Origin of the sequence: Bradyrhizobium sp. STM 3562 (assembly GCF_045571435.1) — a bacterium.
Lineage (GTDB): Bacteria > Pseudomonadota > Alphaproteobacteria > Rhizobiales > Xanthobacteraceae > Bradyrhizobium.
Genome location: NZ_CP120694.1, coordinates 216,725 through 229,172, shown reverse-complemented (window position 1 = coordinate 229,172; position 12,448 = coordinate 216,725). Strand labels below are relative to the sequence as shown.

Sequence of the window (12,448 nt, the reverse complement as noted above, 5' to 3'; positions counted from 1 at the left end):
CTCCGGTACCGTCATTCCGGGAAGATGCGACAGCATCCAGCCCGGAATGACGTCCCCAAGAACCCGAAAGCACGCAAATGTCCAAGAGCCTGATCGACCTGCTTGCCATTCTCGACATCGAACCGATCGAGGTGAACCTGTTCCGCGGCAACAGCCCGAAGACGAGCTGGCAACGGGTATTCGGCGGCCAGGTGATCGGACAGGCGATGGTCGCGGCGTGCCGCACGGTGGAGGGCCGGCTGCCGCATTCGCTGCATTGCTATTTCATCCTGCCCGGCGATCCGCAGGTGCCGATCATCTATCAGGTCGAACGGCTGCGCGACGGCAAGAGCTATTCGACGCGGCGCGTCACCGCCATTCAGCACGGCAACGCCATCTTCTCCATCATGGTATCGTTTCACGCCGAGGAGGAGGGGTCTTTCGACCACCATGACAAGATGCCCGACGTGCCCGGACCGGAGAAGCTCACCGCCGAGGAACTGTCCAAGCAGCCGATGTTTCCCGAAATGCCGGAATTCATCCGCCGCTATTACGAATCCGATCGTCCGATCGAATTGCGCCCGGTCGAGATCGGCCGCTATTTCGGCCAGAAAATCGAGGACGGCCGCATTCACATCTGGATCAGGACCGCGGCAAAGCTGCCGGACGATCCGGCGCTGCATATGTGCGCGCTCGCCTATGCCTCGGATTTTTCGCTGCTCGACGCGGTGATGGCGCGCTACGGCCGCACGCTGTTCGACAAGCGGATGATGCCGGCAAGCCTCGATCACGCGATGTGGTTCCACCGTCCGTTCCGCGCCGACGAATGGCTGCTTTACGCCCAGGATTCGCCCAGCGCCCAAAGCGGGCGGGGTCTCACGCGCGGGCTGATCTTCAAGCCTGACGGTACGCTGGTCGCCTCCGTCGCCCAGGAAGGCTCGGTGCGCGAGCGTCGTTGAACCGCAGCTCCATGCGGGCGGGAACCGCGCGCCTCCCCTGGCTCCCTCTTTCCCGGTTTGGTTGTCTCAGCGAACATTCACGCTCTCTGGTACTCTTCAGATGGAGTTGGCTCGGCCTGCACAGGGTTAATTTTCGAACAGGTCCCGAACGCCCCTTAACCTTGCAGCTTTTTTGTGCCATTTGCCCATAAAGATGCCAGAGCGCGGCGGGTCGGCCGTTGACCGACCAAGCCGCCGAACCCCGGGGGCCCGACCAATGAAACTCATCGTCGCCGTCATCAAACCGTTCAAGCTTGACGAAGTGCGCCAGGCGCTGACGGCGATCGGCGTGCACGGCATGACGGTGACGGAAGTGAAGGGCTATGGCCGGCAGAAGGGCCATACCGAGATTTATCGTGGCGCCGAATATGTCGTGAATTTCCTGCCGAAGCTGCGCATCGAAATCGCCGTTGCTTCCGACGTCGCGGAGAGGGCGATCGAGGTGATCACGACGCATGCGCGCACCGGTCAGATCGGCGACGGCAAGATTTTCGTCACGCCCATCGATCACGCGCTGCGCATCCGCACCGGTGAAACCGACAGCGACGCGCTCTGACCTTGACTCTCTTCAGCCGCGCGACCGGCACCGACGGCGGCCGCGCCATCATGCCGGGAACATGACAATGGGGGCACTCCTGCTTCGCGGAGCGCGCTGCGCTGCGCTCATCGGACTTGCAACGATCACCTGCGCGTCGACGCCGGCCTTTGCGGCGACGTCAAGCGTCGATGGCGCCGATACGGCATGGATGATCGTCGCCACCGCGCTGGTGCTGATGATGACCATTCCCGGCCTCGCGCTGTTCTATTCCGGCATGGTACGCAAGAAGAACGTGCTGGCGACCATGGCGCAGAGCCTCGCCGCGGTGATGATCATTTCGATCCTGTGGGCGACGTTCGGCTATTCGCTGGTGTTCACCGGCGACGGCCCATGGGTCGGCGCGCTGGATCGCATCTTCCTCGCCGGCATGAGCATGGACAGCGTGCATCCTGCCGCCAAGACGATCCCCGAAGCTCTGTTCATGCTGTACCAGATGACGTTTGCGATCATCACGGTGGCGCTGGTGGCGGGCTCGGTGGCCGACCGCATGCGGTTTTCCGCCTATCTGTTGTTTTCGATCGCCTGGTTCGTGCTGGTCTATGTCCCGCTTGCGCATTGGATCTGGGGCGGCGGCTTTCTCGCCAGCATGGGCGTTGTGGATTTTGCCGGCGGCCTGGTGGTGCATCTATCCGCGGGCGTCAGCGGACTGGTCGCCGCCAGGGTGCTGGGCCAGCGCCAGGGCTATGGCTACGAGAACCTGTCGCCGTTTGACCTGTCGCTCGCGGTGATGGGCACCGGCCTGCTGTGGGTCGGCTGGTTCGGTTTCAACGGCGGCTCGGCGCTAGCGGCGGACTCGCGCGCGGTGATGGCGATCATCGCCACCCATCTGGCCGCCTGCGCCGGCGCCTTGACCTGGGGCGCGATCGAGTGGTCGGCCCGCCGCAAGCCGTCGGTGCTCGGCATGATTTCGGGCGCGGTCGCAGGTCTCGGAACGATCACACCGGCGTCCGGCTTTGTGGCGCCCTGGCATGGCGTCATCATCGGCGTGATCGCGGGTGCGGTGTGCTACTGGGCCTGCACCTGGCTCAAGCAACGTTTCAAGTACGACGATTCGCTCGACGTCTTCGGCGTGCACGGCGTCGGCGGCCTGACCGGCACCTTGCTCGCCGGCGTCTTTGCGACCGCCTCGATCGGCGGCGTGTCCGGTGTGATCGAGGACCACGCAGAGCAATTGCTGGTTCAGTTCTACGGGGTCGCGGTCACCTTGACCTGGTGTTCCGGCGTCACCTACGTGATCCTCAAACTGGTGAGCGTGTTCGTGCCGCTGCGGGTATCGCGGGAACACGAGCTGGAAGGCCTCGATATTTCGCAACATGGCGAGGCGCTGCAGTAAACAACTGGTAAATCCAGCACCCCATTACCGTTCCATAGGCGTCCTGCTGCCCGGCGCATGAGCACGATTGTGTCGGGACGTTGGCGTGCGCACGATTTGAGCAACACTGATTAATCCTTGGGCGCGACCAAATAGCACAGGTCGCGCCCATTCTCGTAAAACGCGAAAAGACCCGCGTTCATAATCCGTTAGGGCATGCCGTCGATCTGGCACGGCATTTGATTCCTCCGGTCGCGGCTGTGCCCCCGCGTTGTGAATTTTTCTCCGCGTGGTGAACCTCAGTCGACAACGCCCGGCCTCGTCCACACCGGGCCCAAGCGGGGATAGGACCCATGAAAATTGTTATGGCGATTATTAAGCCATTCAAGCTCGAGGAAGTCCGCGACGCCCTGACCGCCATTGGCGTTCATGGTCTCACGGTCACTGAAGTCAAGGGATATGGCCGCCAGAAAGGTCATACCGAAATCTATCGCGGCGCCGAATATGCCGTGAGTTTCCTGCCCAAAATCAAGATCGAGGTGGCTGTGGCATCGGACCAGGTCGACAAGACCATCGATGCCATCACATCGGCCGCGAAAACCGGCCAGATCGGCGACGGCAAGATCTTCGTCATCAACCTCGACCATGCGGTTCGTATCCGCACCGGCGAGGCGGATGCGGCGGCCCTCTGATTTCGCGCTCACCCTTATCACTCAGGAGTAATTGAAAATGACGTTTAAGCGTCCCACCCGCGCGGGATGGGCAGCCCTCGCACTCGCTGCGCTCTGCGTCGCGGGCTTCGTCGATGCGGCGTTCGCCGAAGACGCGGCACCTGCCGCGGCCGCCGCACCCGTTCCCAACAAGGGCGACGTGGCCTGGATGCTCACATCCAGCGCCCTCGTCCTGATGATGTCGATCCCCGGCCTCGCGCTGTTCTACGGCGGCCTGGTCCGCACCAAGAACATGGCGTCCGTGCTGACGCAGGTGTTTGCGATCGTCTCCATGATCGGCGTGACCTGGACGATCTACGGCTATTCGCTCGCCTTCGGCGACGGCGGCAGCATGACGCCCTATATCGGCGGCTTCACCAAGGCCTTCATGCACGGTGTCGATGCCAGCTCGACCTCGGCGACCTTCTCCAACGGCGTTGTCATTCCGGAACTCGCTTACTTCGTGTTCCAGATGACGTTTGCGATGATCACGCCGGCCCTGATCGTCGGCGCCTTCGCCGAGCGCATCAAGTTCTCGGCGGTGATGCTGTTCATCCTCCTGTGGTCGACCTTCATCTATTACCCGATCGCGCACTGGGTCTGGTACGTGGCCGCTCCGGATGACGTTGCGGCCGCCGCCAAGGCCCTGGCCGCCGCGACCGACGCCGCAGCCAAGACCGCAGCCCAGGCCAAGCTCGACGAAGTCACCGGCAATGTCGGCTGGCTCGCCGGCGCCGGCGCGCTGGACTTCGCCGGTGGCACCGTGGTGCACATCAACGCCGGCATCGCGGGCCTCGTCGGCGCGCTCATCATCGGCAAGCGCGTGGGCTACGGCAAGGACCTGATGGCTCCGCACTCGCTGACCATGACCATGATCGGCGCCTCGCTGCTGTGGGTCGGCTGGTTCGGCTTCAACGCCGGCTCGAACCTCGAGGCCAACGGCACCACCGCGCTCGCCTTCGTCAACACCATGGTCGCGACCGCCGGTGCGGCGCTGTCCTGGCTGCTCTGCGAATGGATCGTCAAGGGCAAGCCGTCGCTGCTCGGCATCTGCTCCGGCGCGGTGGCAGGTCTCGTCGCCGTCACCCCGGCCTCCGGCTTCGCCGGCCCGGTCGGCGCGCTGGTGCTGGGCCTCGTGGTCTCGCCGATCTGCCTGTTCTTCGTCTCCACGGTGAAGAACTCGCTCGGCTATGACGACGCGCTCGACGTGTTCGGCGTGCACTGCATCGGCGGCATCGTCGGCGCGCTGGGCACCGGCATCCTGGTCAATCCTGCGCTCGGTGGCGTCGGCATCACCGACTACACCAACATCACCGGCAACAACGCCGGCACGTACGACCTCGCCACCCAGATGATCGCGCAGAGCAAGGCCGTGCTGGCCACGCTGGTGTGGTCCGGCATCGGTTCGGCGATCCTCTACAAGGTCGTCGATCTCATCGTCGGCCTGCGTCCCTCGGTCGAGCAGGAGCGCGAGGGCCTTGACATCACCGACCACGGCGAACGCGCCTACAACATGTGATCCTCCCGGGGCGCGGCTCAGCGTAACAGGCCGCGCCCACAACTTCGGTTTGGGCACATACCCGGCAATGCCCCGACCGTTGAGGGGCTCCAGCGCAAGTTGGAGCCCCTTTCTTTTTGTTCTCTTGCGCCTGCCGCGGCGCTAACGGAACTTGGGAAGGCCGTCCGCCGAATCCTGGCTGGCACAGCCGCCCCGAAAGTGGTTTTTAGGAGTCCGGAGGTGCCAAAATCACCGCTGGCTTCGATGGTTAATCGCGTCTTAACCTCGCCCTATCTATGGTGATCTGATCCGCTTCCGGCCGGTCCCGTCAACGTGATCGGCGGTCTTGTCTCGAGTACTGGCGCTTTACGTATGCCTCTGACCGCTCCATCCCGCACGCCGCAAGGCGCCGGCCAACAGGACAGCGAACGCTCGCCCTTTGCCCGCACGGCGGAACTTCTGGCGCCGTACAAGCCCGGCAAGCCCTTGATTACGCTGTCCCTGGGCGAGCCGCAGCACCCCCTGCCCGGCTTTGTCGGCGACGTGCTCGCCCAGCACATTGCCGAATTCGGCCGCTATCCGCTGGCCAAGGGCATCGAGCCGTTCCGCAAAGCCGCCGCCGCCTGGCTCTCCACCCGTTTCAAGCTGCCGCGCCCCGTCGATCCCGAGAGCGAAATTCTGGTGCTCAACGGCAGCCGCGAGGGCCTGTTCTTCGCCGCCATCACCGCGGCGCGCTATGTCGGCGAACGCCGCGGCAGACCTGCGATCCTGATGCCGAACCCGTTCTATCCGGTCTATGGGGCGGGTGCGCGCGCGGCCGGTTGCGAACTGGTCTATCTGCCGACCACGCCTGCCAACGGTTTCCTGCCCGAACTCGATTCGCTGGATGAGCCGCTGCTCGCACGGACGGTCGCGATCTACATCGCCTCCCCCGCCAACCCGCAGGGGTCGGTCGCCTCGCCTGACTACTTCAGGCGACTGAGGCAGCTCGCCGAGCGGCATCGCTTCGTGATCCTGAGCGACGAATGCTATTCGGAAATCTACACCCGCGAGGCGCCGGGCAGTGCGCTGGAATGCGCAGGGCCGGACTTCGCCCGCGTGGTCGTATTCCAATCGCTGTCGAAGCGTTCGAATCTGCCGGGCATGCGCGTCGGCTTTGCCGCCGGCGACAAGCAATTCATCAGCCTGTTCCACGAGCTGCGCAATGTCGCGGCTCCGCAAGTGCCGGTGCCGCTGCAGCATGTCGCGGTGGCCGCCTATAGCGATGAGGCTCATGTCGAGGAAAATCGCAGGCTCTATCGAATCAAATTCGATCTGGCCGACCAGATCCTCGGCAGCCGCTATGGCTACAAGCGGCCGGACGGCGGCTTCTGCGTCTGGCTCGACGTGTCCGATCGTGGCGGCGACGAAGCCGTAACCGTCAGACTTTATCGGGACGCCGGCGTGCGCGTCATTCCCGGCAGCTATCTGGCGCGCCAGCAGGCGGACGGTTTCAATCCCGGCGCGGGCTACATCCGCCTGGCGCTGGTGTCGGACAGCGAGTCGACGGCCGAAGCGCTGCATCGGCTGGTCGAGACCTTGGAGTAAGCGCTAGGGGCGCATGAGGATGCCGGCGATCGAACGTGTCATTCCGCTGGTCGGTCACTTGCCGAACTCGATTCGCGAGGCGTTGGCGCGGCGCTTGCGCGAGCTCGCCGGCCTCGGGCTGATCGCCCTGTCCGGCGTGGCGGCCGCCGCGCTGATGACCTGGTCGGTTCAGGACCCGTCGCTGAGCCACGCGACCTCGCGCGCCATTCATAATTTGATGGGCTATCCCGGCGCGATCGGCGCCGACCTGTTGATGCAGATCCTGGGGCTCGGATCGATCATGGCGATCCTGCCGCTCGCGGTGCGCGGCTGGCGGATGATGAACCACCGGCCGTTCGACCGCGAGGCGCTGCGTTTCGGCTGCTGGGTGCTCGCGACCGCGCTCGCCGCCGGCTTTGCGAGCTGCTGGCCGCACAATGGCGCCTGGCCGCTGCCGACCGGACTCGGTGGCGTCGTCGGCGATGCGCTGGTGCGCGCGCCGGCCGTGGTGTTCGGGCCACCGGGCTTCGTCTATCGCTTCGTGCTCGGGATCATTCTCTTCCTCGCCATGACCGCAAGTTTCCTCCTCGCCGGCGGCTTCGGCGCGCGCGAGGTCGAGGAGGATGACGCGACCATCGTCGATGAAGATGCGCCTTTCGAGGAAGCGGAGGAAGACGATCGCGGCTCGGTCTCCCTGGGATGGATCTTCCACGCGCTGATGAGCGCGAAGGCGCGCCTGATCTGGCTGCTCGGCAGGGCCTATCGCTCGCTGGTCTCGAGCACGTCGCAGCCGCGCCTGTCCTTTGAACGCCAGGAGCCCAATCTCGGCGGCCGCAGCGCGCCCGCTTTGGCGCCCGAGGCCGAAGAGGATTTCGACGACGACGTGGATGAGGAAGCGGAAGAAGAGGAAGAGGAGCCCGCCGCGCGCGCCCCGCGCAAGAAGGCCGCGCCCCGCACGCCGGCGCGGAAAACCTCCGAGAAATTCGATCTTCCGTCGGTGTCGATGCTCGCTGCGCCCAGGGCGGCCGATCGCCAGCCGCTCAGCAAGAGCGAGTTGGAAACAAATTCGCGTGCATTGGAAGGCGTGCTGCAGGACTTCGGCGTCCGCGGCGAGATCGTCAAGGCCAATCCCGGCCCGGTGGTCACGCTCTACGAGCTCGAGCCCGCACCCGGCATCAAATCCTCGCGCGTCATTGGGCTCGCCGACGATATCGCGCGCTCGATGAGCGCGCTCTCCGCGCGCGTCGCCGTCGTTCCCGGCCGCAACGCCATCGGCATCGAGCTGCCGAACGCGCATCGCGAAAAAGTCTACTTGCGCGAACTGCTCGTCGCCAAGGAGTTCAACGAATCGGTTGCAAAACTGCCGCTCTGCCTCGGCAAGAATATCGGCGGCGAATCCATCATCGTCGATCTCGCGCGCATGCCGCATCTGTTGATCGCCGGCACCACCGGCTCCGGCAAATCGGTCGCGATCAACACCATGATCCTCAGCCTGCTCTATAGGCTGCGCCCCGATCAGTGCCGGCTGATCATGGTCGACCCCAAGATGCTCGAACTGTCGGTCTATGACGGCATTCCGCATCTTCTGACTCCCGTCGTGACTGATCCGAAGAAAGCCGTCGTCGCGCTGAAATGGGCGGTCCGCGAGATGGAAGAACGCTACAAGAAGATGGCCAAGCTCGGGGTGCGCAACATCGACGGCTACAATGCACGCCTTGCGGAAGCCCGCACCAAAGGCGAGGAGCTGACGCGCACGGTGCATACCGGTTTCGACAAGGAGACCGGCAAGGCGATCTACGAGGAAGAAAAGCTCGATCTCGATCCCCTGCCCTATATCGTCATCATCGTCGACGAAATGGCCGACCTGATGATGGTGGCCGGCAAGGATATCGAAGGCGCGGTGCAACGGCTGGCGCAGATGGCACGCGCGGCGGGCTTGCACGTGATTCTCGCCACGCAAAGGCCGTCGGTCGACGTCATCACCGGCACCATCAAGGCGAATTTCCCGACCCGCATCTCGTTCCAGGTCACATCCAAGATCGACAGCCGCACCATTCTGGGCGAGATGGGCGCCGAACAACTGCTCGGACAGGGCGACATGCTCTACATGGCTGGCGGTGGACGCATCAGCCGTGTCCACGGCCCGTTCTGTTCGGACGAAGAGGTCGAAAAAGTGGTGCGCTACCTGAAGACACAGGGCGCGCCGGAATATCTCGAAGCCGTCACCGCGGAAGAGCCGAGCGAGGAAGACGGCGCCGTGTTCGATGCGACCGGCATGGGTGGCGATGGCGGCGGCGATCTGTTCGCGCAGGCCGTGGCGATCGTCAAACGCGACCGCAAGGCTTCCACCAGCTACATTCAGCGCCGTCTGCAAATCGGCTATAACCGCGCTGCCTCGCTCATGGAGCGGATGGAACTCGAAGGCATCGTGGGACAGGCCAATCACGCCGGCAAACGCGAAATTCTGGTCCCCGAAGAAGAAGGCGGCTTTTAATTGCCGCGCGCACGGAATTTGGACACGAACTCCATATTTCACGGAAAAGCCATATCTCCGCCTGCCGAACCACGGTAAAGTGGCCCGAATCCAGACAGGACGACGCGTTGCTTAAAGATCCAGCACTTCGATCGGCCGAATCATTCGTCTCTCGCGGCGCCTGCGTCGCGGCGACGCTATTGGTCGCGGCCGCACTGATCGCGCTTGCGGTGCCGCTGTCGGCACAGACCGTTCCGATTCCGAAACCGTCCCCGAAGGACCGCGGAAAGATTCAGTTGAGCGAAGCGCAGCGCGGTCCAGTGACGACGGCCGCGGCGCAGCCGACGCCGCCGGAGCCGATCATTCCGGATCCACGTCGCAATGTGCCGACCAGCATCTTTCAGACCTTCGATGCCAATCAGAAGGCGCAGGCCGCCAAGGTCAGCGCCTATCTCTCCTCGCTGCAGTCGTTGGTCGGCAATTTCGTGCAGGTGGGTCCCGATGGCACCAAGACCAAGGGCGACTTCTATATCCAGAAACCGGGCAAGGTCCGCTTCGAATATGATCCGCCGACCCCGATCGAGATCATCGCCGACGGCTCCTCGCTTGCGGTGCGCGACCGCAATCTCGCGACCCAGGACATCTATCCGCTCTCGCAGACGCCGCTGCGCTTTCTTTTGTCGGACCGTATCGATCTGATGAAGGACACCAATGTCGTGAACGTCAGCGCCGATGACGTCTTCATCAGCGTCACCATCGAGGAGAAACAGGCCCTCGTCGGCACCAGCCGCCTGATGCTGATGGTCGGCGCCAAGGACGGCCAGCTCAAACAGTGGACGGTGACCGATCCGCAGGGATACGACACCACGGTCGCGGTCTACAACCTCGATACCACCAAGAAGATCGACCCGGGCCTGTTCAAGATCGATTTCACGCGCTATCCGGGCTCGCCGGGGTAGGCACGCGTCCTCCGCCGGGAAGGCCGTCATGCCCCGGGCATCCACGTGGTGCAGCAAAAAAGACGTGGATGGCCGGGACGAGGCCGGCCATGACGGGAATCGACAGCAGTTTGATCTATGCTATGACGCAAGCTCCCATGCGTCTTTCCTTGACAACCTGGAACATCAACTCGGTGCGGCTGCGCATCGATCTGGTCGCGAAATTCATCAAATCGGCGCGGCCCGATGTGCTTTGCCTGCAGGAAACCAAGTGCATCGATGATGCCTTCCCGCTCAAGCGCTTCAAGCGCCTGGGCTATGAGCACATCGCGCTGAACGGGCAGAAGGGCTATCACGGCGTCGCCATCATTTCGAAACTGCCGTTCGAGACCACCGATGTCAGGACGTTCTGCGACAAGATCGATTCGCGCCACATCTCGGTTGCGTTCGGCGACAAGGCGCAGTTTGCCAAGCCCCTGGTGCTGCATAATTTCTATGTGCCCGCCGGCGGCGACATCCCCGATCCGGACGCGAACCCGAAGTTCGATCACAAGCTCAAATTCCTCGACGAGATGAAGGCGTGCGAGCCGCTGCATCCGCGCGGCGAGGACCGCCACATCTTGGTCGGCGACCTCAATGTCGCGCCGCACGAGAACGACGTGTGGTCGCACAAGCAGCTCTTGAAGGTGGTCTCGCACACGCCGATCGAATGCGAGAAGCTGCTGGCCGCGCAAGAGCGCGGGCAATGGTTCGACGTCGCGCGCGAGCGCATCCCACTGTCGGAAAAGGTCTATACCTGGTGGAGTTATCGTGCCGCCGACTGGACCGTCGGCGACCGCGGCCGCAGGCTCGACCACATCTGGGTCTCGCGTGCGCTGAAGAACACGGTGAGCGATTTCCAGATCCTGCGCGACGCCCGTAGCTGGGACCGTCCATCCGACCACGTACCGGTAACGGTGACGCTGGAGGTTTGAGCTTGCCGTCGCCCCGGCGAAAGCCGGGGCCCATAACGAAGGGCAACAGTTGCTGCGCAACGGGTAGAGGGGCCGGCTATCGGCGGATTGCGCTTCCCTAATCCGCTCCACGCACTGCGAAGGTGCCGCCATGGGCAGAGAGAGACATACCATCGCAATCAGGATTGCGCTTGTCCTCGCACTCTTGCTCGCTGCGCCGAGCGCTTTGCGCGTCGTGTCCTCCGCCACGGCCCAACCGAGCGCGCTTTCAAGCAGGCAAGCGGATGCGCTGAGCGCCTACGAGCACGCCTTGAGCGAGTTCAAATCAATCCTTGCCGAGCGGCGCCGCCAGATCGATTCGCACCAGGTGCTTCCGAACCTGCCGGGACAGGCCCTTTACCTCGCACGCATCAACATGATGAGCACGTACAAGGACCTCACGGATGCGCTTCCATCAAGAATCGGCCGGCCCAACAAATTCGGAATCCTCCCGCAATATTTTGATGCGGACAATGAACCGCTGGTCGACGAGTACAGAAGACTCTTCGACATCATGGAGGCCCCGCCCGCCAACGCGCAAAGCTCGGCGACGCCGTTCAAGGATGTGATCGACCTGGGCGTCGCGATCGCGCGCGCCAAAGGCCTCGACACCGCCAGTGCCGAAGCCGCAGGCCGTATCAGCCTGGGATTGTTCTTTGCCGAGACGAGCGGGATTCAAAATGCAGGAAATGCGCGCTCCAATACCTACAAGGGCAGTTTCCAGACGGCGCCATCCGAAGATCGCAATGGCCGGAGAAGGTGGGAAAGCATCAAGGCCTCGATAGCGGCCTTTGATCCGCAGCTCATCGCGCGCGATGAAAAGGAAGAGCGACGTGCCGGCGGCCTGGATCGTCGGTTCAACCACTGGACCGCCGTGCGGGATGGCCTGATGAACGCACACGCAGAACTCTTTCTGCAAATACCTGATATCGCAAAGACACTGCCAAACCCGATCGATCAGATGAAGTTCTTCGAGCTCATCCAGATCATTCCCACTCCGGCACGAACCGCACTCAACTCAGGCCAGTTGCTCGACTACAGGATTTCCGACGGAAGGATCATGCGATATCTGCGAAACAACGGCATCTTCGCCCTTGGACACGCCGAGAGGGCACGATCATCCGCAACCTTCCGCGAAATCTTAGATGCGATGTGGCTCTTCACCGGCAAGTTCGAGCGGGCGATTTCTAAATTTCAAGAGATCAGGTCTCGCTGAAGCGCGATGGTTGAGTACAGAGGCGGCGATCTCGATCGTCGGACCATGTGCCGGTGACGCTGACGTAGGAACGTCATTCCGCGGCGCTCGCGAACGCGAGCGAACCCGAAAACCCAGCGGTGTGGCGCGAGATTCCGTGTTCGATGCCATGGCTTCGCCCCGGAATGA

At 63.3% G+C, this 12,448-nt stretch carries 10 protein-coding genes; all 10 read left to right on the top strand.

The features are described 5' to 3' along the window. Positions 1-77: 77 nt before the first annotated feature. The 10 genes from tesB to P6U23_RS01015 all read left to right on the top strand — a co-directional run bounded on the left by tesB (position 78) and on the right by P6U23_RS01015 (position 12,280). Positions 78-938: an acyl-CoA thioesterase II gene (gene tesB / locus P6U23_RS01060; RefSeq protein WP_407177791.1), complete on the top strand. Its 861-nt coding sequence runs from the start codon at positions 78-80 to the stop codon at positions 936-938. A 256-nt stretch (positions 939-1,194) separates the two neighbouring features. Further along, positions 1,195-1,533 carry a P-II family nitrogen regulator gene (locus P6U23_RS01055; protein ID WP_407177790.1) on the top strand — a complete coding sequence of 113 codons (339 nt, stop codon included), beginning with the start codon at positions 1,195-1,197 and terminating at the stop codon, positions 1,531-1,533. A gap of 67 nt (positions 1,534-1,600) precedes the next feature. Beyond that, complete coding sequence (locus P6U23_RS01050; RefSeq protein WP_407177789.1) at positions 1,601-2,908, top strand: ammonium transporter; 1,308 nt, start codon at positions 1,601-1,603, stop codon at positions 2,906-2,908. Positions 2,909-3,240: 332 nt separating this feature from the next. Then, positions 3,241-3,579 carry a P-II family nitrogen regulator gene (locus P6U23_RS01045; RefSeq protein WP_008142813.1) on the top strand — a complete coding sequence of 113 codons (339 nt, stop codon included), beginning with the start codon at positions 3,241-3,243 and terminating at the stop codon, positions 3,577-3,579. 37 nt (positions 3,580-3,616) lie between these two features. After that, positions 3,617-5,116 carry an ammonium transporter gene (locus P6U23_RS01040; RefSeq protein WP_407177788.1) on the top strand — a complete coding sequence of 500 codons (1,500 nt, stop codon included), beginning with the start codon at positions 3,617-3,619 and terminating at the stop codon, positions 5,114-5,116. 351 nt (positions 5,117-5,467) lie between these two features. Continuing rightward, positions 5,468-6,682, top strand: coding sequence for an aminotransferase class I/II-fold pyridoxal phosphate-dependent enzyme (locus P6U23_RS01035; protein ID WP_407177787.1), 1,215 nt, complete (start codon positions 5,468-5,470; stop codon positions 6,680-6,682). A gap of 13 nt (positions 6,683-6,695) precedes the next feature. Then, positions 6,696-9,155 carry a DNA translocase FtsK gene (locus tag P6U23_RS01030; protein WP_407177786.1) on the top strand — a complete coding sequence of 820 codons (2,460 nt, stop codon included), beginning with the start codon at positions 6,696-6,698 and terminating at the stop codon, positions 9,153-9,155. A gap of 107 nt (positions 9,156-9,262) precedes the next feature. Then, positions 9,263-10,093 carry an outer membrane lipoprotein carrier protein LolA gene (locus tag P6U23_RS01025; RefSeq protein WP_407177785.1) on the top strand — a complete coding sequence of 277 codons (831 nt, stop codon included), beginning with the start codon at positions 9,263-9,265 and terminating at the stop codon, positions 10,091-10,093. A gap of 137 nt (positions 10,094-10,230) precedes the next feature. After that, positions 10,231-11,046 (top strand): exodeoxyribonuclease III, encoded by an 816-nt coding sequence (locus tag P6U23_RS01020; RefSeq protein ID WP_407181738.1) that lies wholly within the window; start codon positions 10,231-10,233, stop codon positions 11,044-11,046. Positions 11,047-11,176: 130 nt separating this feature from the next. Continuing rightward, a complete protein-coding gene (locus P6U23_RS01015; protein ID WP_407177784.1) occupies positions 11,177-12,280 on the top strand; it encodes a hypothetical protein in 1,104 nt (367 codons plus the stop codon). The last annotated feature ends 168 nt before the right edge of the window (positions 12,281-12,448 follow it).

Coding starts and splice junctions, on each gene's coding strand:
- P6U23_RS01045 (WP_008142813.1), top strand. CDS start 3,241: ATGAAAATTGTTATGGCGATTATTAAGCCATTCAAGCTCGAGGAAGTC.
- P6U23_RS01040 (WP_407177788.1), top strand. CDS start 3,617: ATGACGTTTAAGCGTCCCACCCGCGCGGGATGGGCAGCCCTCGCACTC.
- P6U23_RS01020 (WP_407181738.1), top strand. CDS start 10,231: ATGCGTCTTTCCTTGACAACCTGGAACATCAACTCGGTGCGGCTGCGC.
- P6U23_RS01015 (WP_407177784.1), top strand. CDS start 11,177: ATGGGCAGAGAGAGACATACCATCGCAATCAGGATTGCGCTTGTCCTC.
- P6U23_RS01035 (WP_407177787.1), top strand. CDS start 5,468: ATGCCTCTGACCGCTCCATCCCGCACGCCGCAAGGCGCCGGCCAACAG.
- tesB (WP_407177791.1), top strand. CDS start 78: ATGTCCAAGAGCCTGATCGACCTGCTTGCCATTCTCGACATCGAACCG.
- P6U23_RS01050 (WP_407177789.1), top strand. CDS start 1,601: ATGGGGGCACTCCTGCTTCGCGGAGCGCGCTGCGCTGCGCTCATCGGA.
- P6U23_RS01055 (WP_407177790.1), top strand. CDS start 1,195: ATGAAACTCATCGTCGCCGTCATCAAACCGTTCAAGCTTGACGAAGTG.
- P6U23_RS01030 (WP_407177786.1), top strand. CDS start 6,696: ATGAGGATGCCGGCGATCGAACGTGTCATTCCGCTGGTCGGTCACTTG.